Annotated in this window: 21 protein-coding genes and 2 tRNA genes; all 23 read left to right on the forward strand. The window is 30.8% G+C overall.

Features of this window, described 5'->3' with window-relative positions:
- Positions 1-10: 10 nt before the first annotated feature.
- The 23 genes from clpP to DT059_RS05795 all read left to right on the forward strand — a co-directional run bounded on the left by clpP (position 11) and on the right by DT059_RS05795 (position 21767).
- A complete protein-coding gene (gene clpP / locus DT059_RS05685) occupies positions 11-622 on the forward strand; it encodes an ATP-dependent Clp endopeptidase proteolytic subunit ClpP (RefSeq protein WP_145597496.1) in 612 nt (203 codons plus the stop codon).
- Between the two features lie 92 nt (positions 623-714).
- Positions 715-1983, forward strand: a complete 1269-nt coding sequence (gene clpX, locus DT059_RS05690; protein WP_075504097.1) for an ATP-dependent Clp protease ATP-binding subunit ClpX — start codon at positions 715-717, stop codon at positions 1981-1983.
- 60 nt (positions 1984-2043) lie between these two features.
- Positions 2044-4422 (forward strand): endopeptidase La, encoded by a 2379-nt coding sequence (lon, locus tag DT059_RS05695; protein ID WP_145597497.1) that lies wholly within the window; start codon positions 2044-2046, stop codon positions 4420-4422.
- A gap of 49 nt (positions 4423-4471) precedes the next feature.
- A tRNA-Val gene (locus DT059_RS05700) sits at positions 4472-4547 on the forward strand.
- A gap of 12 nt (positions 4548-4559) precedes the next feature.
- Positions 4560-4636 (forward strand) — tRNA-Asp (locus DT059_RS05705).
- Between the two features lie 87 nt (positions 4637-4723).
- Positions 4724-5092: an NADH-quinone oxidoreductase subunit A gene (locus DT059_RS05710; RefSeq protein ID WP_023853928.1), complete on the forward strand. Its 369-nt coding sequence runs from the start codon at positions 4724-4726 to the stop codon at positions 5090-5092.
- Positions 5093-5107: 15 nt separating this feature from the next.
- Positions 5108-5623, forward strand: a complete 516-nt coding sequence (locus DT059_RS05715) for a NuoB/complex I 20 kDa subunit family protein (protein WP_023853927.1) — start codon at positions 5108-5110, stop codon at positions 5621-5623.
- A gap of 2 nt (positions 5624-5625) precedes the next feature.
- Positions 5626-6231 carry an NADH-quinone oxidoreductase subunit C gene (locus DT059_RS05720; protein ID WP_145597499.1) on the forward strand — a complete coding sequence of 202 codons (606 nt, stop codon included), beginning with the start codon at positions 5626-5628 and terminating at the stop codon, positions 6229-6231.
- Positions 6215-7390, forward strand: a complete 1176-nt coding sequence (locus DT059_RS05725) for an NADH-quinone oxidoreductase subunit D (RefSeq protein WP_205713267.1) — start codon at positions 6215-6217, stop codon at positions 7388-7390. Before DT059_RS05720 ends, DT059_RS05725 begins: the two co-directional genes overlap by 17 nt.
- A complete protein-coding gene (gene nuoE, locus DT059_RS05730) occupies positions 7387-7995 on the forward strand; it encodes an NADH-quinone oxidoreductase subunit NuoE (RefSeq protein ID WP_145597501.1) in 609 nt (202 codons plus the stop codon). The genes DT059_RS05725 and nuoE overlap by 4 nt, the downstream gene beginning before the upstream one ends.
- A complete protein-coding gene (gene nuoF / locus DT059_RS05735; protein WP_145597503.1) occupies positions 7988-9319 on the forward strand; it encodes an NADH-quinone oxidoreductase subunit NuoF in 1332 nt (443 codons plus the stop codon). Before nuoE ends, nuoF begins: the two co-directional genes overlap by 8 nt.
- The gene (nuoG, locus tag DT059_RS05740; protein ID WP_145597505.1) at positions 9312-11339 is read left to right on the forward strand and encodes an NADH-quinone oxidoreductase subunit NuoG; all 2028 of its coding nucleotides are present in this window, start codon (positions 9312-9314) and stop codon (positions 11337-11339) included. Before nuoF ends, nuoG begins: the two co-directional genes overlap by 8 nt.
- A 1-nt stretch (position 11340) precedes the next feature.
- Complete coding sequence (nuoH, locus tag DT059_RS05745; RefSeq protein WP_145597507.1) at positions 11341-12339, forward strand: NADH-quinone oxidoreductase subunit NuoH; 999 nt, start codon at positions 11341-11343, stop codon at positions 12337-12339.
- Between the two features lie 2 nt (positions 12340-12341).
- Positions 12342-12827: an NADH-quinone oxidoreductase subunit NuoI gene (nuoI, locus tag DT059_RS05750; RefSeq protein ID WP_034390080.1), complete on the forward strand. Its 486-nt coding sequence runs from the start codon at positions 12342-12344 to the stop codon at positions 12825-12827.
- Between the two features lie 2 nt (positions 12828-12829).
- On the forward strand, positions 12830-13462 hold the full coding sequence (locus tag DT059_RS05755) for an NADH-quinone oxidoreductase subunit J (protein ID WP_072090497.1): 633 nt from the start codon (positions 12830-12832) through the stop codon (positions 13460-13462).
- Positions 13458-13766: an NADH-quinone oxidoreductase subunit NuoK gene (gene nuoK / locus DT059_RS05760; RefSeq protein ID WP_034390394.1), complete on the forward strand. Its 309-nt coding sequence runs from the start codon at positions 13458-13460 to the stop codon at positions 13764-13766. The genes DT059_RS05755 and nuoK overlap by 5 nt, the downstream gene beginning before the upstream one ends.
- Before the next feature lie 2 nt (positions 13767-13768).
- Positions 13769-15679, forward strand: a complete 1911-nt coding sequence (gene nuoL / locus DT059_RS05765) for an NADH-quinone oxidoreductase subunit L (RefSeq protein WP_145597509.1) — start codon at positions 13769-13771, stop codon at positions 15677-15679.
- Positions 15679-17160, forward strand: coding sequence for an NADH-quinone oxidoreductase subunit M (locus DT059_RS05770; RefSeq protein ID WP_145597511.1), 1482 nt, complete (start codon positions 15679-15681; stop codon positions 17158-17160). The genes nuoL and DT059_RS05770 overlap by 1 nt, the downstream gene beginning before the upstream one ends.
- 1 nt (position 17161) lies before the next feature.
- On the forward strand, positions 17162-18580 hold the full coding sequence (gene nuoN, locus DT059_RS05775) for an NADH-quinone oxidoreductase subunit NuoN (protein ID WP_145597514.1): 1419 nt from the start codon (positions 17162-17164) through the stop codon (positions 18578-18580).
- A complete protein-coding gene (locus tag DT059_RS05780; RefSeq protein WP_145597516.1) occupies positions 18580-19113 on the forward strand; it encodes a biotin--[acetyl-CoA-carboxylase] ligase in 534 nt (177 codons plus the stop codon). The genes nuoN and DT059_RS05780 overlap by 1 nt, the downstream gene beginning before the upstream one ends.
- A 2-nt stretch (positions 19114-19115) precedes the next feature.
- On the forward strand, positions 19116-19859 hold the full coding sequence (locus DT059_RS05785; protein WP_145597518.1) for a type III pantothenate kinase: 744 nt from the start codon (positions 19116-19118) through the stop codon (positions 19857-19859).
- Between the two features lie 4 nt (positions 19860-19863).
- The gene (locus DT059_RS05790; RefSeq protein ID WP_145597520.1) at positions 19864-21522 is read left to right on the forward strand and encodes a ribonuclease J; all 1659 of its coding nucleotides are present in this window, start codon (positions 19864-19866) and stop codon (positions 21520-21522) included.
- Positions 21522-21767: a DUF1467 family protein gene (locus tag DT059_RS05795; protein WP_145597522.1), complete on the forward strand. Its 246-nt coding sequence runs from the start codon at positions 21522-21524 to the stop codon at positions 21765-21767. The genes DT059_RS05790 and DT059_RS05795 overlap by 1 nt, the downstream gene beginning before the upstream one ends.
- The last annotated feature ends 1 nt before the right edge of the window (position 21768 follow it).

A 21768-nucleotide genomic window follows, 5' to 3' on the forward strand; every position in this document is an offset into this window, starting at 1 on the left:
GAATCAACTTATGACAACAAAATTATCAGAACATATGAGCAATCTTGTGCCTATGGTTGTTGAACAATCAAGTAAAGGTGAAAGAGCTTATGATATTTATTCAAGATTATTAAAAGAAAGAATTATTTTTTTAACAGGTCAAATTAATGACAACGTTGCATCATTAGTTACTGCTCAATTATTATTTTTAGAGGCAGAGGATCCAAAAAAAGAAATTTATTTATACATAAATAGCCCAGGAGGTTTGGTTACAGCTGGTCTTGGTATCTATGATACAATGCAATATGTTAAACCAGATATTTCTACTTTATGTATTGGTCAAGCAGCTTCGATGGGTTCCTTTTTACTTGCAGCAGGCACTAAAGGAAAAAGATTTTCTTTACCTAATTCAAGAATAATGGTTCATCAACCATCTGCAGGTTTTCAAGGTCAGGCAACTGATATTGAAATTCATGCTAATGAAGTTTTGTCTTTAAAAAAAAGACTTAATGAAATTTACTCAAAACATACTGGAAAAAGTGTTGAAGAAATAAAGTCTGCTCTCGAAAGAGATAATTTCATGACATCAGATGTCGCACAATCTTTTGGTCTTATTGACGAAGTAGTAGAAAAAAGATCTTAATACACAATATATTGAGTCATCATTAATCGTAACTTGATTAGTGTGAGTCTTCTATAATAAAGTAATTAAATTGATTCGTTATAAAAATTAATATGACAACAAATAACAAAAATATTCTTTACTGTTCTTTCTGTGGCAAGAGCCAACATGAGGTAAGAAAGTTGATTGCTGGTCCAACTGTTTTCATCTGCGATGAATGTGTTGAGCTCTGTATGGACATTATTAAAGAAGAGAGCAAAGATACTTTTGTAAAACATCAAGATGGTCTACCATCTCCTAAGGAAATTTGTTCAGTATTAGATGATTATGTAATCGGTCAAGCTCATGCGAAGAAAGTATTATCTGTTGCAGTACACAATCATTACAAAAGATTAAATTATGAAAGCAAAACAAGTAAAAATGTTGAGCTTTCAAAATCTAACATACTTTTAGTGGGTCCTACAGGTTGTGGAAAAACATTGCTTGCACAAACCCTTGCTAGAATTCTTGACGTTCCATTCACTATGGCTGATGCAACAACTCTAACAGAAGCAGGTTATGTTGGAGAAGATGTTGAAAATATTATTTTGAAATTGTTACAAGCATCTGACTATAATGTTGAAAAAGCTCAAAGGGGTATAGTTTATATTGATGAAGTAGATAAAATTAGTAGAAAATCTGAAAATCCATCAATCACTAGAGATGTATCTGGAGAAGGAGTTCAACAAGCTCTCCTTAAAATAATGGAAGGAACAGTTGCAAGTGTTCCACCTCAAGGAGGTAGAAAACATCCACAACAAGAATTTTTACAAGTAGATACTACAAATATTTTATTTATTTGTGGTGGTGCTTTTGCAGGTCTTGATAAAATTATTTCTCAAAGAGACAAGGGTACATCAATTGGTTTTGGTGCAGATGTAAAAAATACACAAGATAAGAAAACTGGTGAATGGATGAAAGGTTTAGAGCCAGAAGATTTATTAAAATTTGGATTGATTCCAGAATTTATTGGAAGACTACCAATGATAGCAACACTTGAGGATTTAGATGAAAAATCTTTAATAAAAATATTACAAGAACCTAAAAATTCTTTAACAAAGCAATATCAGGAATTATTTAAATTAGATGGTGCTAAACTAACATTTAAAGAAAATGCTCTTAAAGAAATAGCACAAAAAGCTATTAGCAAAAAAACTGGAGCAAGAGGTTTGAGATCAATTCTAGAAAATATTTTGTTGAAAACAATGTACGATCTTCCGAGTCAAGATAATATTGAAGAGGTTATTGTTGATGCTGGTGCTGCAAAAGGACAATCACAACCAATCTTAGTTCATGCTAAAGGTGACAATAAATCCAAGTCAAATAAGACCACAGCGGCTTAATACTCTTAATAAGTAACAAATACCTATTGCATTATAAAATATAATATCCATATTGTTTGTATGGATGTCAAAATTTCACTGCCGTTACTACCATTGAGAGACATTGTAGTCTTTCCAAGTATGGTAATCCCTCTGTTTGTAGGAAGAGATAAATCTATTTCAGCACTTAATGAAGTAATGAAAAAAGATAAAAAAATTATTTTAGTAACTCAAAAAAATTCAGAAATTGATGACCCTAAAAAAACAGATGTATTTATGTATGGTTGTGAAGGAAGCATCTTACAACTATTAAAGCTACCTGACGGAACTGTTAAAGTTTTAGTTGAGGGTATTAAAAGAGTAAAAATTTTAGACTTTAAGGATAATGAAAAGTTTATAATATGTGATTACACACACTATAACGATGTTTCACCTAAAGATGAGGATTTATTTCCTTTAGCTGCTACAGCTTTAAGAAGATTAGAAAAATTAACTTCTATAAATAAAAAAATTTCTAATGAAACCATAAACACAATTAAACAATTAAAAGACCCTTCACAAATTGCAGATAATATTGCATCTCATATAACAGCTACTATTTCTGAAAAACAACAAATATTTGAAACCGTTGATGTAAAGAAAAGGTTAAACGCCATTATTAAAATAATGGAAAATGAAACAAGTATTATTGGTGTTGAAAAAAGAATTAGGGGCAGAGTAAAAACCCAGATGGAAAAAACACAAAGAGAGTATTATTTAAATGAGCAACTAAAAGCTATTCAAAAAGAACTTGGTGAAATTGAAGATGGTAAAGATGAAACAACTAGTTTGAATAAAGCAATTACAAAAGCGAAGATGCCAAAAGAGGTAGAAAAAAAATGCTTACAAGAACTAAAAAAATTAAAAAATATGAGTCCAATGTCAGCAGAGGCAACAGTTGTAAGAAATTATTTAGATTGGATGATAGAACTTCCTTGGCATAAAAAAAGTGAGGTAGATATAGATTTAAAGAAAGCATTAGATATTCTTGATAAAGACCACTTTGGATTAGAAAAAGTTAAAGAGAGAATAATAGAATTTTTAGCGGTTCAAAAAAGAATGGAAAAAATTAAAGGACCAATTTTATGTTTAGTTGGACCTCCAGGTGTTGGAAAAACTTCTTTAGGAAAATCAATTGCAAAAGCTACAAATAGGGAATTTGTTAGGATGTCAGTTGGTGGAATGAGAGATGAAGCAGAAATACGTGGACACAGAAGAACATATATCGGATCTCTTCCAGGTAAAATTATTCAAATGATGAAAAAAGCAGGCACTAAAAATCCATTAATTTTGTTAGATGAAATAGATAAAATAGGAAATGATTATAGAGGTGATCCATCTTCAGCATTATTAGAAGCTTTAGATCCTGAACAGAACACAACATTTAATGATCATTATTTAGAAGTTGATTATGATTTATCTGATGTGATGTTTGTAACTACTGCTAATACCTTAAACATTTTACCTCCTTTACTAGATAGAATGGAAGTAATTAGATTAGCGGGTTACACTGAGGATGAAAAAATTAGTATCGCAAACAAGTATTTATTACCAAAACAAATTAAAGATAACGGTGTCAAAGAAAAAGAAATGAAGCTGGATGATGATATTATAAAAGAAGTCATTAGAGGATATACAAAAGAGTCTGGTGTAAGAAATCTTGAAAGGGAAATTTCTAAACTTGCAAGAAAAGTTGTTAAAAAAATTGTTGCTGGTGAAGAAAAAGAAGTTGGAATAAATAATAAAAATCTATCTGAATTTTTAGGTGTCCCTAAGTTTAAGTTTGGAGAATTAGAGTCTGAAAATAGAGTAGGTATAGTAACAGGACTTGCTTGGACTGAGTATGGCGGAGAAATTTTAAAAATTGAAACTGTTACAATGCCTGGTAAAGGGAGAATGCAAATCACTGGTAAATTAGGAGACGTAATGCAAGAGTCAGTTAAAGCTGCAAAATCTTTTGTAAGGTCAAAATGTTTAGAGTATGGAATTATTCCTCCTATTTTTGAAAAAAAAGATTTTCATATCCATGTTCCTGAAGGAGCTACACCAAAAGATGGTCCATCAGCTGGTATTGGAATGGTAACGTCGATAGTCTCGTCAATTACAAACATTCCTGTAAGAAGAGATGTTGCTATGACTGGTGAAGTTACTTTAACAGGTCAAGTATTACCAATTGGTGGTTTGAAAGAAAAATTATTAGCCGCTCATAGAGCTGGAATAAAAGAAGTTTTAATTCCTAAAGAAAACGAAAAAGATCTAGTAGATATGCCTAAGAAAATTATAGATGATATTAAGATCACTCCAGTTGAATATGCTGATCAGGTTATAAAGATAGCCCTTACAAAAGAACTTAAACCAACCGAGTGGGTTGAGGTCGATATATCTAAAAAAGACGATAAATCTCAAGCTAGTATTCAATAATAATTAATTTACATTATTTAAGTGTTGATGTAATAAGTAGCCTTGTTTTGGGCGGTTAGCTCAGTTGGTAGAGCATCTCGTTTACACCGAGGGGGTCAAAGGTTCGAGTCCTTTACTGCCCACCAAAACAACATAGTGGGGGTGTAGCTCAGTTGGTTAGAGCGATCGCCTGTCACGCGATAGGTCGAGGGTTCGAGTCCCTTCACTCCCGCCACTTTTTCGCATTTTTCAATGTTAATATTAATAAAAATGTGACGTATCAGCCCTTCAACAACAGATAAAAACTGATATATAGATTTTCATGTTATCTGATTTTTTAAAAGATTACCTACCAATAATAATATTTTTAGTTTTAGCTCTTGGGTTAAGTTGTGCTTTTGTGGTTGTAAACTTTATTCTATCACCTAAAAAACCTGATCCTGAAAAACTTTCAGCTTATGAGTGTGGTTTTGAACCTTTCGAGGATTCAAGAATGGAATTTGATGTGAGATTTTATTTAGTTGCAATTCTATTTATTATTTTTGATTTAGAGATAGCATTTTTATTTCCATGGGCAATATCTCTTGGAAATATTGGATTATTAGGTTTTTCATCAATGATGATTTTTTTGTTCATTCTTACAATAGGTTTTATTTATGAATGGAAAAAAGGTGCTTTAGACTGGGAATAAAAATTATAAACCACAATGAATAATAAAATAGATCAAGTTCCTGAGGAATTTAAACAACTTGCAGAAGATTTTAGTAAGAATGGTTTTATAACTACATCACTTGATAATTTAATTAACTGGTCAAGATCAGGATCACTTCATTGGATGACTTTTGGATTAGCTTGTTGTGCCGTGGAAATGATGCAAACAGCTATGCCTAGATATGATTTAGAAAGATTTGGAGCAGCTCCAAGGGGTTCCCCTAGACAATCAGATGTTATGATAGTTGCAGGAACTTTAACAAATAAAATGGCGCCTGCTTTAAGAAAAGTTTACGACCAGATGCCTGAACCAAGATATGTGATTTCAATGGGTAGTTGCGCAAATGGAGGTGGATATTATCATTATTCATATTCAGTTGTTAGAGGTTGTGATCGAATTGTTCCTGTAGATGTTTATGTGCCAGGATGTCCTCCTTCAGCAGAGGCACTGTTATATGGAATTCTGCAACTACAAAAAAAAATTAGAAAAAAAGGATCTTTTATTAGATAGTTATGAAAAGTTTAGAAGATCTAGAAAAAAAAATTAATTCTGAGTTAACTACCAAAATTAACAATACAGAAATTAAACATAACCAAATTTATATTGAAACAGATAAGGAAGACATTATTGATGTCGCTATTTTTTTAAAAACAAATCAAGATACTAAATTTAGACAACTAATAGATATAACAGTTGTTGATTACCCAGAACAAAATCAAAGGTTTGAAGTAGTATACTTGTTTTTAAGTCATGAATTTAATCAAAGATTGATTGTAAAATATTCAATTGCTGAAAATGAAGTCATTCCATCATTAACTAGCATTTTTCCATCAGCAAACTGGATGGAGAGAGAGGTTTTTGATATGTATGGTGTATCTTTCAAGGATCACCCAGATCTAAGAAGAATACTAACTGACTATGAATTTGAAGGCCACCCATTAAGAAAAGATTTTCCATTAACTGGTCACACAGAAGTTAGATATAGCGAAGATCAAAAAAAAGTGATTAGCGAACCTGTAAAACTTGAACAAAATTATAGAAATTTCGATTACGAAAGTCCTTGGGAAGGAACAAAATACATTAAAGAAGAAATTGAGAATAATGACAAAAAAAATTAAAAATTTAAATTTAAATTTTGGCCCTCAGCATCCTGCAGCTCATGGTGTTCTTAGATTAATTTTAGAGCTTGATGGAGAGGTGGTAGAGAAGGCTGATCCTCACATCGGTTTACTTCATAGAGGAACAGAAAAACTCATAGAAAACAAAACTTATATGCAGGCAGTTCCTTATTTTGATCGATTAGATTATGTCGCTCCAATGAATCAGGAACATGCTTTCGCACTAGCTGTCGAAAAAATACTTAAAATAGATGTACCAATTAGAGCGCAATACATAAGAGTTATATTTTGTGAGATTGGGAGAATTTTAAGTCATATTTTAAACGTTACAACTCAAGCTCTTGATGTAGGAGCATTAACACCTTCTCTTTGGGGCTTCGAGGAAAGGGAAACTCTAATGACATTTTATGAGAGAGCTTCAGGGTCAAGACTTCATGCAAATTATTTTAGAGCAGGAGGTGTTCATCAAGATTTGCCAAAAGGTTTAGAAGAAGATATTAAAAAATTTTGTGAAACGTTTCCAAAAATAATTAATGATTTAGAAAGTTTGTTAACTGATAATAGAATTTTTAAACAAAGAAATGTAGATATAGGAGTGGTCACAAAAGAAGATGCCTTAGATTATTCTTTTTCAGGAGTTATGATTAGAGGCTCAGGTGTTCCGTGGGATTTAAGAAAATCTCAACCTTACGACTGCTATGAAAGTTTAGACTTTAAAATTCCAGTTGGAAAAAATGGAGATTGTTACGACAGATATCTATGTAGAATTGAAGAAATGAAAGAAAGTGTTTCAATTATCAAACAATGTTTAGCTAAAATGGAAAAGGGTCCTATTAAATCATTAGACGGCAAGATTAGCCCTCCACCTAAGGCAGAAATTAAACAATCAATGGAAGCTTTAATTCATCATTTTAAACTTTTCACAGAAGGATACAGAGTTCCAAAAGATGAAATTTATACAGCTGTTGAGGCACCAAAAGGAGAATTTGGTGTTTACTTAATATCTGATGGATCAAGCAAACCTTACAAATGTAAAATAAGAGCACCAGGATTTTCACATTTACAATCGATGGATTATTTAATTAAAGGTCATATGTTAGCAGATGTTCCTGCGGTATTAGGTTCTTTAGATATTGTTTTTGGCGAGGTAGACAGATGAGTTTAAGAAGACCCGCTAAAGATCAACCAGAAAGTTTTGAATTTAATGCGTCATCATTAGAAGCAGCAAAAGTTATTGTTGCAAAATATCCCGAAGGTAAACAGCAAAGTGCTGTAATGGCTTTACTTTATATTGCTCAAAAACAAAATAATAACTGGATACCACTAGCTGCAATGAAGTACATCGCTAAGTTTTTAGATATGCCGTATATTAAAGTTTATGAAGTAGCTACTTTTTATACAATGTATAATTTAGCTCCTGTAGGCAAATACTTTGTTCAAGTATGCACCACAACACCATGTATGATAAGAGGTGCAAATAAATTAGTTGAGGCATGTAAGGAAAAAATTTCTGAAAACGAATGTGAATTATCAAATGATAAAAGCTGTTCTTGGATGGAAGTTGAATGTTTGGGTGCATGTGTCAATGCTCCAATGATGCAAATTAATGATGACTATTATGAAGATTTAGATAAACAAAAAACTTTAGATATTTTAGATAAAATTTTAAATGGAGAAACTCCAAAACCTGGTTCATATAGAGGAAGAGTAAATAATGAACCAGAAAATAACAGGAAAACTTTAATGGATTTAAAAAATGCTTAAAGATCAAGATAGAATTTTTCAAAATTTATATAATGATAAAGGCTCAGATGTAACCTCGTCACAAGAGAGAGGTGATTGGGTAAATACAAAAGAAATTACTGATAAAGGAAGAGATTGGATAATTAATGAAATTAAAGAATCTCAATTAAGGGGTCGAGGAGGAGCAGGATTTCCAACTGGTTTAAAATGGTCATTTGCGCCAAAAGAAGTTGGATCTAGACCACATTACCTAGTTATTAATGGCGATGAGTCTGAACCAGGAACTTGTAAAGATAGAGATATTTTAAGATTTGAACCCCACAAGTTAATAGAAGGTTGTTTGATTGCTTCTTATGCAGTTCAAGCACATGTCTGTTACATTTATATAAGAGGTGAATATTTTGTTGATGGTCAAAAACTTCAAGCAGCAATTGATGAAGCTTATGAAAAAAAACTATTAGGTAAAAATGCAGCTGGTACAGGATGGGATTTAGATATTTATATTCATTACGGAGCTGGTGCATATATTTGTGGTGAAGAGACTGCACTGCTTGAAAGTTTAGAAGGTAAAAAAGGCCAACCTAGATTAAAACCACCTTTCCCAGCTTTGATAGGTCTATATGGATGTCCTACAATAATTAATAATGTTGAAACAATTGCAGTGGTTCCAACTATTTTAAGAAGAGGAGCTAAATGGTTTGCTTCTTTAGGAAGAGAAAAAAATACTGGAACTAAGATTTTCTGCATTTCTGGAAATGTAAACAATCCTTGTAACGTTGAAGAAGAAATGAGTATTCCTTTAAAAGAATTAATTGAAGTTCATGCTGGTGGCGTAATTGGTGGATGGGAAAATTTACAGGCTGTAATACCTGGAGGTTCTTCAATGCCATTAATACCTAAAGAAAGATGTGAAACTTTAAAAATGGACTTTGATGCTTGTGTTGAAGAAAAAAGCGGACTTGGTACAGCAGGTATTGTGGTTATTAACAAAGATCAGGACATAATTAAATGTATGGCAAGGATAGCAAGATTTTACAAACATGAGAGTTGTGGCCAATGTACACCTTGTAGAGAAGGTTCTGGTTGGATGTGGAGAATGCTTGAGAGAATGGCAAAAGGGGATGCAACGAAGGATGAAGTAGATATGTTAGGTGATGTTACAAATCAAATTGCAGGACATACTATTTGTGCTTTTGGAGAAGGTTCATCATGGCCAGTTCAAGGATTGCTTAGACACTTTAAAAAAGAAATTGAGAAAAGAAACAATTTGGATCCTATTGTTCAAAAGAAAAATAATATTCCATATTTAGTAGATCAACATTTATTGGATAAAAAAAATGCTTAAATTAAAAGTAAATGAAATCGAAGTTGAAGTTGAAGAAGGTTTAACTGTTCTTCAAGCTTGCGAAAAAGCTGGAGTAGAAATTCCAAGATTTTGTTACCATGAAAAATTATCGATAGCAGGTAACTGCAGAATGTGTTTAGTTGAAATGGAAAAATCTCCTAAACCAATTGCTTCATGTGCTATGCCAGCTGCTGATGGTATGAATATTAAAACAAATACAGCTCTTGTTGAAAAAGCTCGTAAGGGAGTGATGGAATTTTTGTTAGCTAACCATCCCTTAGATTGTCCAGTATGTGATCAAGGAGGTGAATGTGATCTTCAAGATCAATCAATGTACTATGGCGTAGACAAATCAAGATTTAAAGAAAACAAAAGAGCAGTTCCTGAAAAAAACATGGGACCATTGATTAAAACTCAAATGACAAGATGTATTCACTGTACAAGATGTGTGAGATTTGCAACGGAAGTTGCTGGAGTTCCTGAGCTTGGTGCTATTGGAAGAGGTGAAGATATGCAAATTACAACTTACCTAGAGCAATCAATGCAATCTGAATTGTCTGCAAACGTTGTAGATTTATGTCCAGTAGGAGCCCTAACATCTAAACCTTACGTATTTGAAGCTAGACCATGGGAACTAAAGAAAACAGAAACAATTGATGTAATGGATGCAATTGGATCAAATATAAGAGTAGATACATATGATTGGGAAGTCAAAAGAGTACTTCCGATTATTAATGAAGATATCAATGAGGAATGGATCTCAGACAAAACAAGATATGCTTGTGATGGTCTTCTACATCAAAGATTAGATACTCCATTTATCAAATACAACGGCAAATTTGAAAAGGCCTCATGGGATGAAGTGTATAAAATAATTAAATCAAAATTTGAAAACACATCAAAAGAAAAAATATGTGGTTTTGTTGGTGATTTAACCAATATGGAGACTAGTTATATTTTTAAAGAATTTTTTGATCGAACAATTGATACTAAAAATTACGATTCAAGATCTGATAATAGATTTATAAACAATTCAAAAAGAGAAAACTATTTATTTAATTCCTCTATAAATGGCATTGAAGAAGCAGATTTAATTTTGATAGTAGGTGCAAACCCAAGATATGAGGCAACTATTTTAAATGCTAGAATTAGAAAAGCTTATTTAAACAATAATACAAAAATTATTTCACTTAATGATGTTGGTGATTTAACTTATCCTTATCAAAGTTTAGATGGTCAAACACAAACTTTAAATAATATTCTTGAAGGAAATCATGACATATCTAAAGAAATTATAAATTCAAAAAAACCAATAATCATTATTGGTGAATCTCTACTTAGATTAAAGTCTTCAGAATTTTTGTTTAATAAAACAAAAGAATTTTTATCAAAAAATAATAAAATTTCAGATGAATGGAACTCTTTAAATATTTTATCAACTGATGCAGCAACTGTAGGAAATATTGATCTTGGAATAATTAATAATGAAAATAATTTAATAAGTGACTTAAAAGAACATAAATTTGATATTGTTTATCTTGTAGGTCAAGACAATTTAGAATTTGATAAAAAAGATGAATTCATAATTTACCAAGGTAGCCATGGTGATAAAGGTGCTGAGTCTGCTGATATTATTTTACCAGGCGCCGCTTACACTGAACAAGATGGATACTTCACTAATTTAGAAGGAAAAATTCAAAAAGCTTATAAAGCATCGTATCCACCAGGTGATGCAAAAGAAGATTGGCAAATAATTAATGAACTGGCTGAATTTATGAATAATAGAAAATTATTTAATGACAAAGATGAATTGGAAAGCAGCATGATTAATTATTTAAATTTACAAAAAGAAAAACAAGTGGATGACCAAAATAATTCTACTAATGAGTTTCAAAATGAAAATTTAATAATTAATGTAAAAGACTATTATTTTTCAAATGTAATTGCTAGATCATCAAAAACGATGGTTGAATGTAATAACTCTAAATTAAATTTAAAATCAACAGGTACAGAAGGCTAATATGGAATACTTGAGCATAGTTTTTCAAGAAGTTTATAAGATTTTATTCTTACTAGTGCCTGTTCTTGTTTCTGTAGCAATGATAGTTTGGCTTGATAGAAGAGTTTGGGCTTTTGTTCAAAAAAGGCAAGGACCTAATGTTGTTGGTCCGTTCGGTTTATTACAATCTTTAGCTGATGCTTTAAAATATATATTCAAAGAAATCATTATTCCATCCAGTTCAAATAAAGTGATTTTTATACTAGCCCCTATAGTCACGATGACTTTAGCTTTGATCGCGTGGGCTGTAATTCCATTTAGCGCAACTCAGGTTTTGGCAGATATCAATGTTGGAATTCTTTACTTATTTGCTGTTTCTTCACTAGGTGTTTATGGAATAATAATGGGAGGCTGGGCATCCAATTCTAAATATCCTTTTCTAGGAGCAATTCGTTCTGCTGCTCAAATGGTATCTTATGAAGTTTCAATTGGGGTAATAATAATCAATGTTTTACTTTGTGTTGGTTCATTAAATTTAAACGACATCGTTATTGCTCAACAAAATATGTGGTTTGTAATCCCATTATTTCCAATGTTTGTAATATTCTTTATTTCTGCTTTAGCTGAAACTAACAGACCCCCTTTTGACTTACCAGAGGCAGAAGCAGAGTTGGTTGCTGGTTACCAAACAGAATATTCAGGAATGATGTATGCAATGTTTTGGTTAGGTGAATATGCAAATATTTTATTGATGTGTGCAATGGGAGCAATATTATTTTTAGGTGGTTGGATGTCCCCAATTGATGTTTATCCATTTACATTAGTTCCAGGTGCAATATGGTTAATATTAAAAATTTTTCTTTTGTTTATCCTTTTTGCTTTAGTTAAGGCCATAGTACCTAGATACAGATATGATCAATTAATGAGACTAGGTTGGAAAGTTTTCCTTCCTCTTTCTTTAACTTGGGTAGTATTAACAGCTAGCTATTTATTTTATTTTAACCTTTTACCAGTGAATTAATTATGAAGATTTCAAGATTCTTTAAAACAATATTAATGACTGATTTTATTGGTGGTTTATTTATTGCTATTAAAGAATTATTTAAATCAAAAAAAACAATTAATTACCCTTTTGAAAAAGGTAAAATAAGTCCTCGTTTTAGAGGAGAGCATGCTTTGAGAAGATATCCAAATGGAGAAGAAAGATGTATTGCTTGCAAATTATGTGAAGCAGTGTGCCCAGCTCAGGCAATAACGATCGAGTCAGCAGAAAGAGAAGACGGAAGTAGAAAAACAACTCGTTATGACATCGATATGATGAAGTGCATTTATTGTGGTTTGTGTGAGGAGGCTTGTCCGGTAGATGCAATAGTTCAAGGTCCAAATTTTGAATTTTCTACAGAAACAAGAGAAGAACTTTATTATACAAAAGAAAAATTATTAGATAATGGAGATAGATGGGAGAATGTTTTGGAGGCAAATATTAAAGCTGACAATATCCATAGATAAAAATGATTGCACACGCTATTTTCTTTTATACATTTTCAATAATTGCTGTTGTTTCAGCTATAATGGTAACCGCTTCTAAAAATACTGTTCACTCAGTATTTTTCTTAATTCTTGATTTCATAAGTATCTCTTGTCTTTTCATAATGATTGGCGCTGAATTTTTGGGAATGATAATGTTAATTGTTTATGTTGGTGCTGTAGCAGTTTTATTTTTGTTTGTTGTTATGATGTTAAACGTAGCCCAACAAAAAAATCAATGGTTTGCAGGTCAAGCTACCTCTAAACATATCCCAGTTGGTTTAATTATAAGTACTTTAATTTTCTTTGAAATTATAATTGTGATAGGTGGCTGGAAATATAAACCAGAAATTTTTGATATTAACAATTCACTTGCTAATACAAGTGTAAGCAACACTCATTCATTGGGCCAAATTTTATACACTGATTATATTCATGTGTTTCAAATAAGTGGAATGATCCTACTAGTAGCTATGGTTGGGGCTATTGTATTAACATTTAGACAAAGATCAGGTCTTAAAAGACAAAGTTATATCAAGCAAATTTCTAGAGAAAGAACTGAAGGTGTTGAGGTGCTAGAAGTTCAGAGCAATAAAGGAGTTAAAATAGATGATTGATATAGGTTTAGGACATTATTTGACTTTAGGTGCTGTTATTTTTTCAATTGGAGTAATTGGTATTTTTCTTAATAGAAAGAACATCATTGTTATATTAATGAGTATTGAATTGATATTGCTTGCTGTAAATATCAATTTAGTAGCTTTTTCTATTTATTTGGGAGATTTGGCAGGACAAGTTTTTACTTTATTTATCCTTACAGTTGCAGCAGCAGAAGCAGCCATAGGATTAGCAATAATAGTTGTTTATTTCAGAAACTCTGGAACGATACGTGTTGAAGAAATAGATAAGTTGAAAGGATAATCATGGAACTATCGATTATATTTCTTCCACTTATTGCATCAATTATATCAGGCTTTTTTGGTAGATATATCGGTGATAGAAACTCTGAAATAGTAACAAGTGCTCTAGTTTCAATTTCTGCACTCTTATCAATTCATGTTCTTTATCAAGTAATTGTAAATCAATACGAAGAAAATATAGTTATAGCTACCTGGATAAGCTCGGGTTCACTTGATGTAAATTGGTCAATGTTAATTGATCCTTTATCAGCAGTAATGTTAGTAGTTGTAACTTCCGTATCTGCTTTAGTGCATATCTATTCAATTGGTTACATGTCCCATGATCCTCATAAACCAAGGTTTATGGCTTATTTATCATTATTCACATTTGCAATGTTGATGCTTGTAACATCAGACAATTTCATTCAACTATTTTTTGGTTGGGAAGGTGTTGGTCTTTGTTCTTACTTTCTAATTGGTTTTTGGTTTAAAAAAGAAAGTGCAAATGCTGCCGCCATAAAAGCATTTGTTGTAAACAGAGTAGGTGACTTTGGTTTTGCTTTAGGAATATTTTTAATATTTTATTTATTTGGAACTGTTAATTACTCGGAAGTTTTTCAACAAATTCCAACAGTTGTAGATAAAAATTTATCATTTTTAGGTTTTGAAGTTAAAGCAATAGACTTAGTTTGTTTACTTTTGTTTATTGGAGCAATGGGTAAATCTGCTCAGATATTACTTCATACATGGTTGCCTGATGCTATGGAAGGTCCAACCCCAGTTTCTGCGTTAATTCACGCAGCAACGATGGTAACAGCTGGTGTTTTCTTAGTAGTAAGATGCTCTCCAATTTACGAATATTCACCATTAATACTAAATTTTATAACTATCGTTGGAATGACTACAGCATTCTTTGCGGCAACGGTTGCTCTGGTTCAAACAGATATAAAAAAAATTATTGCTTACTCTACTTGTAGCCAACTTGGCTATATGTTTTTTGCAGCTGGAGTAGGTGCATATAATGTTGCTATGTTTCACTTATTTACTCATGCATTTTTTAAAGCCTTATTATTTTTAGGATCTGGTTCGGTAATCCACGCATTTAAGGATGAGCAAAATATTAACAACATGGGAGGTGTGTGGAAAAAGCTACCATATACCTATGCTTTAATGATAATAGGAACACTTGCTTTAACTGGTTTTCCATTTTTATCAGGATTTTATTCTAAAGACGCAATTATAGAATTTGCATATTTAAAAGGTAATACGACTGGTTATTATGCAGCTGGGATTGGAATAATTACAGCATTTTTAACATCTATTTATTCATGGAGATTGATATTTAAAACTTTCCATGGAGAGTACAATAATAAAGAGATTAAGATAGAGGAAACACACGAGTCTCCATTAGTTATGCTTATTCCATTATTTATTCTTTCAATAGGAGCTGTGTTTGCTGGTTTTCTATTTAAAGGACTATTTATTGGTCATGGTGAGAATTTATTCTGGGCAGAATCTATTAAGTTTTTAGAGCCTTTGAGTACTGAGCATCCACCTTTATGGTTTTTGCTTTTAACACCGTGTTTGGTTTTATTATCTATTCCAATCGCCTATTACTTGTTTGTTAAGAACAAGGAATTACCTAATTCAATAGCTTCAATGAATCAACCTTTGTATAATTTTTTGGTTAACAAATGGTACTTCGATGAGTTGTATGATGTTTTGTTTATTAAATCTTCAAAAAAACTAGGCTTATTTTTATGGAAGTTTTGTGATGGAACTATAATCGATGGTTTTGGTCCTGATGGAATTTCCTCTTTTATAAAAAAATGTTCAATTAAAGCAACTAAATTTCAAAGTGGTTATATCTACCAATATGCATTTGTAATGTTGTTAGGTTTCTCTGCTTTACTAACCTTTTTAATAGTTAAATAATGAATTTTCCTATTCTTTCATCTTTAATATTATTACCAACAGTTGGCGCTTTATTTTTATTTTTTACTAAAGATAAAGAAGGAAATAATTCAACTGCTAAATATGTTGCTTTATTCACGACCATAGTAAATTTTTTAATTTCGATTTATCTGTGGATTTCTTTCGACCAATCAACTTCTAATTTTCAATTTATAGAAGATAGAACGTGGATTGAAGGTTTTATTAATTATAAAGTTGGTGTTGATGGTATTTCAATTTTATTTATTATTTTAACTACATTCATAACTCCGTTATGCATTATATCTGTAAATAATTCCGTCAAAAATAGATTAAGAGATTTTTTAATTGCAATCCTAATCATGGAAAGTTTCATGATTGGTGTTTTTTGTGCACTTGATTTAGTTGTATTCTATTTATTTTTTGAAGCAGGATTAATTCCAATGTTTTTAATTATCGGAATTTGGGGTGGTCCAAAAAGAGTTTATTCAGCTTTTAAATTCTTTTTATATACATTACTAGGTTCTGTTTTAATGTTAGTTGCAATAATTTCTATTTATTGGATTACAGGGACAACAGATGTTATTCAGCTTTATGAACTTGGTATAGATGCTAAATATCAAAATCTTTTATGGTTAGCATTCTTCAGCTCTTTTGCAGTTAAAACTCCTATGTGGCCAGTACATACTTGGTTACCAGATGCTCACGTTGAAGCTCCAACTGCAGGATCTGTATTGTTAGCAGCGATCTTATTAAAGATGGCAGGTTATGGTTTTATCAGATTTTCTCTAGGCTTATTTCCTGTTGCTTCAGAAGTTTTTACACCCTTAATTTATACTTTGAGTGTTATAGCAATCATATTCACTTCTTTCATTGCTCTAATGCAGGAAGATATGAAAAAGTTAATAGCTTATTCTTCTGTTGCTCACATGGGATTTGTGACATTAGGAATATTTACTCTTCAGCAACAAGGAATTGAAGGGAGTATTATTCAAATGATTAGTCATGGTTTAGTTTCAGCTGCACTTTTCTTATGTGTTGGTGTTGTCTACGATCGGATGCATTCAAGGATGATCAATTCGTATGGAGGAATAGTTACAATAATACCTAAATATTCAATTTTATTTATGTTGTTTACATTGGCAGCATTGGGATTACCGGGGACAAGTGGATTTATAGGAGAATTTTTAATTTTAATGGGTGCTTTTAAGGATAATTTCCTAGTAGCTGTAATTGCTAGTTTAGGAGTAATACTTGGAGCAGCATATATGCTTTGGTTGTACAAAAGAGTTGTTTTTGGAAAGCTAGTTAACGAAGACCTTAAGAAGATGTTTGATTTAAATAGATCGGAATATCTGATTTTATCTTTTCTAGCAGTTCCAACTTTATTCTTCGGATTTTATCCAGATCCGTTGATAAATACTATAGAAGTTTCTGTGACTGATCTAATTAATATGCATAACTCAAATATAGCTAGTAAATAATATGGAAAATTTAAATTTAGTATTACCTGAAATATTTATTTCACTTTCAATAATGTTTTTACTTGTATTGGGTGTTTTTAAAAAAAATAGTTCAAAAATAATTTTCAATCTATCTTTGTTTGCAATTTTAATTACAGCAATAATAACAATAAACGAAACATTCTCGGTTAGTAGGGAAACTTTGTTTAATGAAAGTGTTGTGATTGACACCATGTCCTCACTAATGAAAATTATAACTTTAATTGGGGGTTTTTTAGTTTTAGTTATTTCATCAAGCTATTTAAAAACATTTAAAATATACAATATCGAATACCCAGTTCTTATTTTGAGCTCTATTCTCGGTATGATGGTAATGATTAGTTCAAATGATTTAATTGTTTTTTATATGGGTTTAGAATTACAATCACTAGCTCTTTACGTACTAGCAACATATAATAGAGATCAACTAAAATCATCCGAAGCTGGTTTGAAATATTTTGTTTTGAGTGCACTATCTTCAGGATTGTTATTATATGGATGTTCTTTAGTTTATGGTTTTTCAGGCTCAACTAATTTTGATGTAATATCAAATCAATTAAATTCTAATGAATATGTTTTAACATTTGGAATCGTATTTATCTTAGTTGGTTTAGCATTTAAAATTTCTGCAGTTCCATTTCATATGTGGGCACCTGATGTTTACGAAGGGTCACCAACAACTGTAACTTTATTTTTTACAATGGTTCCAAAGATCGCTGCTTTAACTGTATTTATAAGATTTTTATATGTTCCTTTCCTAAATTTAATTGATCAATGGCAAATGATTATAATTTTCTTGTCAATTGCTTCTATGGTTTTTGGAGCTGTTGCAGCAATAGGGCAAACTAATATTAAAAGACTAATTGCTTATAGTTCTATTGGACATATTGGTTACACATTGGCAGGACTAGCCACAGCTTCGAACGAAGGAATTCAAAGTTCTATAATTTATATTTCAATATACGTAGTTATGAATTTAGCTCTTTTCTCTTGTCTATTGATGTTAAGAAGAAAGGATCAATATTATGAGAATATTGAGGATCTCTCAGGATTATCAAAAAACCATCCACTTTTATCTTTATGCTTGCTTGTAATACTCTTTTCTTTAGCAGGTATTCCGCCTCTAGCAGGTTTCTTTGCTAAGTTCTATGTTTTTAAAGCTGTATTAGAACAATCAATGTTTTTCTTAGCTATAGTAGGATTGTTATCTACAGTAGTTGCAGCTTTTTATTATTTAAGAATTATAAAAATAATTTACTTTGATAAAGAAAAAGATAAATACGATACGGACCATAGCATATGGTTAAAATTTTCACTTACAGTTTCAACGATATTAATTCTTTTATACTTCATATTCCCAAGTCAGTTAATAGAAGTTGTTTCAAGAATTAATATTATTTGATGAAATTAAAAAAATTTAAATTTAAAAAAGTTAAAAGCACAAATAATACTGCAATAAGAATTATCAAAGGAACTAAATACAACTTAGGTATGGTTGTTGCTGAAACACAAGTAAATGGTAGAGGACAGTATGGAAGAAAATGGATATCATTAAAAGGAAATTTATTTATCTCTTTTTTTAATGAACTAAATAAAACGAAACTATCGATTAATGAGATAACAAAAATCAATTGTCTTTTAGTTAAAAAATTACTTTCGTTGTTTACAAGTAAAAAAATTTTATTTAAAAAACCGAACGACTTATTAATTGATAAAAAAAAAATTAGTGGCATTTTACAAGAAGTTATATTTGTAAGAGATAAAAAATTTTTAATTACTGGTATAGGCATAAATATTAAAAAAAATCCAATTATAAGGAATTATCCTGCCACAAACTTGCAAGAGGTAACTAAAAAAAGTATTAGTAAATTAATTGTAGAAAATAAACTAAAACAACTTTTTGAAAAAAATTTATCAAAAATGTATAAAATTTAATAATGTATATTCTTGGTGATATTGGTAATACGGAAACAAAATTATGTATTGTTTCTAAAAATAATAAAATTTCAAAAAAAATTACTTTTTTATCAAAATCTTTAAACAACAAACAGCTTAACAGTTTATTTAAAAAAAATAAAATTCAATTAAATAAAATTGAAAAAATATTATTTTGTAGTGTTGTTCCAAAAACATTTTCTATAATAAAAAAATTTTTATCGAAAAAAGTTAAACTAAAATGTTATGAGGTTAAAAAATTAAACTTAAAATCACTTATAAAAATCAAAGTAGATTATAAACAGGTAGGCTCAGATAGAATTACCAACGCCATAAGTGTAATGAACAATAAAAATAATTTTATAATTTTAGACTTTGGTACAGCAACAACTTTCGATGTACTAATTAAAAATACTTATTATGGAGGAATTATTGCCCCAGGTGTAAGATTATCTCTTAACACCTTGTCTGACAAAGCAACTTTGATTCCGAAAATAGATTTAAAAAAGATTAATAAAGTCATTGGCAACAATACAATCTCAGCTGTTAGATCCGGCTTTTTTTGGGGTTATGCGGGTTTAATTGACAATATTATTAATTTAATTAAGAAAGAGACTAGAAAATCTTTTGAAGTAATTATTACTGGTGGATTTTCAAATTTATTTAAAAACTCAATAAATACGAAAGTAAGTCACAACCAAGATATTACAATTAAAGGCTTAATAAAGATTTTAAAATTAATTTAATAACATGAAAGATGAATTATTATTTTGTCCCTTAGGCGGATCAGGTGAAATAGGCATGAACATGAATTTGTTCGGCTATGGAAAGCCTAGTGATCATAAATGGATTATGGTCGACATAGGGGTAACATTTGCAGATGATACTATTCCAGGTGTTGATTTAATTTATCCAGATCCTGGGTTTATAGTAGAAAGAAAAGATAATTTATTAGGAATAGTTTTAACACATGCACACGAGGATCACATTGGTGCAATTGCTCATCTATGGCCAAAATTACAATGTAAAATTTTTGCAACTCCTTTTACAGCTGTATTAATTCGAGAAAAATTTAGAGAAAAACAAATCGATATAACTAATGATTTGCAGATTGTTGAGTTAAATGGAAAGATTTCTCTGGATCCATTTGAAATTGAATACATTACTTTAACACATTCTATATTAGAACCAAACGGACTTAGAATAAAAACTCCTGCAGGAGTTATTTTGCATACCGGAGATTGGAAGGTAGATCCAAACCCTTTGATTGGAGACAATATAAACGAAAAAAGATTAAAGGAAATTGGTGAAGAAGGTGTGCTAGCAATGATTTGTGACTCAACAAATGTTTTTAGCGCTGGTAGATCAGGTTCAGAGTTAGATGTAAGAAAAAATATGTTAAAAGTTATGTCTCGATTAAAAAAAAGAATTATCATAACATCATTTGCTTCTAACGTAGCCAGAATGGAGACAGCTTTTTATTGTGCAGAACAAACAGGAAGACAAATCTCTTTAGTTGGAAGATCAATGCATCGTATTTATAAAGCTGCACGCCAATGTGGATATTTAAAAAATACAATTGAGCCAATTGATCCAAGAGAAACAAAAAATTTTTCAAGAGAAAAAATCGTGTATTTATGTACTGGAAGCCAGGGAGAACCAATGGGTGCAATGATGAGAATTTCTAGCTATGTTCATCCAGATGTTTTTATTGAAAAAGGCGATGCTGTCATTTTTTCTTCAAAAATCATACCTGGTAATGAAAAAAAACTTTATAAACTTCATAATCAACTTGTTAAGGATGGAATAGAAGTAATATCTGAAGAAACCGAATTTGTTCATGTTTCTGGGCATCCAAATAGAGAAGATCTTAAGGAGATGTATCAATGGGTAAAACCTAGATGTGTAATACCTGTACACGGCGAACATAGGCACATGATAGAACACATTAATTTTGCAAAAGAAATGCAAGTGCCACATCCAGTTCAAGTCGAAAATGGTGATATTGTTAAGTTATATCCAGGTGAAAAACCTGAAGTATATGACAAGGCCCCGAGTGGCAGACTTTATTTGGATGGTACTGTAAGCGTTGATCCAGACTCACAATCAATAAAAGATCGGAAAAATTTAAGTGCTAATGGATATCTTGAGGTAACAATAATGATTACACCTAAAGGAAATATTCATAATAACCCTATACTTTCATTTCGTGGTTTACCTGTAGATGATCGAGACGATTTTGTTTATGGATTAGAAGAGGAAATAGAGAAAACTTCTAGAACTTTTAAAATTGGAAGTAAACAGCAAGAGCATAATCTTATTGATGCATTAAAAATAGCCTGTAGAAAATTTTCTAAGGAGAGAACAGGAAAAAAACCTTTTACCAATATAAATTTAGTTAGAATTTAATGAGTGCAACGGGCTTAGCTATTATCTATATAATTATATGGTGGATAGTTTTTTTTGGTATTTTACCAATTGATGTGAATCGAACAAAGACTGTAAAAATTGATGGTGAGGATCCAGGCTCACCTGAAAATCCAAAAATGTTGAAAAAATTCCTTTATTGCACTGGAATTACTACTGTCATTTTCATAATAATTTACTTATTAATTAAATTTGAATATTTAAATTTAAGAAATATGATTAATTAAG

Origin of the sequence: Candidatus Pelagibacter sp. FZCC0015 (genome assembly GCF_007833635.1) — a bacterium.
Classification (GTDB): Bacteria; Pseudomonadota; Alphaproteobacteria; order Pelagibacterales; family Pelagibacteraceae; genus Pelagibacter.